This window comes from Clostridium ragsdalei P11 (genome assembly GCF_001675165.1).
Taxonomy (GTDB): domain Bacteria; phylum Bacillota; class Clostridia; order Clostridiales; family Clostridiaceae; genus Clostridium_B; species Clostridium_B ragsdalei.
The window spans coordinates 1-760 of sequence record NZ_LROS01000073.1; the positions used below are offsets into that span (position 1 = coordinate 1).

At 40.4% G+C, this 760-nt stretch carries 2 rRNA genes; both read right to left on the minus strand.

The window, feature by feature from the left end:
- Nucleotides 1-284 (minus strand): 23S ribosomal RNA (locus CLRAG_RS17935); the annotation flags it as partial.
- 408 nt (nt 285-692) lie between these two features.
- A 16S ribosomal RNA gene (locus CLRAG_RS17940) occupies nt 693-760 on the minus strand; the annotation flags it as partial.

Genomic DNA, 760 nt, shown 5'->3' on the forward strand with positions numbered 1-760 from the left:
ACAAGTTCCTGGTTTGGGCTCTTTCCCGTTCGCTCGCCGCTACTTAGGAAATCGATGTTTCTTTCTCTTCCTCCGGGTACTTAGATGTTTCAGTTCCCCGGGTTTGCCTCTACAAACCTATGTATTCAGTTTGCAGTACCTAGCGTTATCTAGGTGGGTTTCCCCATTCGGATATCTCTGGTTCTCTGGCTATTTGCGCCTACCCAGAGCTTTTCGCAGCTTATCGCGTCCTTCTTAGGCTCCTGGTGCCAAGGCATCCTCCATGCGCCCTTTGTAGCTTGACCTTTATTATCGAAAATTGCTATTAACTTCGCATATCTTCGTCAACCTTTTCGCTGTGGTGCTCATTTACATAAGTAAACTCTGCTCCTCGCTCAAATCTTTCCTCGATCTGCTCGTTACTATCAATTTTCTTATTATCATCATATCATCTTTAAAATGATACTTTACTACAAAGGTTATATTATAACCTTAGCTTTACTTTATTTCTTATTTACTGTGCAATTTTCAAAGGACAATTTTTTCAGCGGCTAAACAATAATGTTTAACTCGCTTGGGATATATATGATACCATGTAGGCCATCTTTGGTCAACATGTAAATAATCCCTGGAAATTAAACAGAGTAGATTTTCTAACTTACTTAAACCATCAATTTATAAGATAGATTATACTCTATCTTTCGACTCCCTAGAAAGGAGGTGATCCAGCCGCAGGTTCTCCTACGGCTACCTTGTTACGACTTCACCCCAATTACTAACC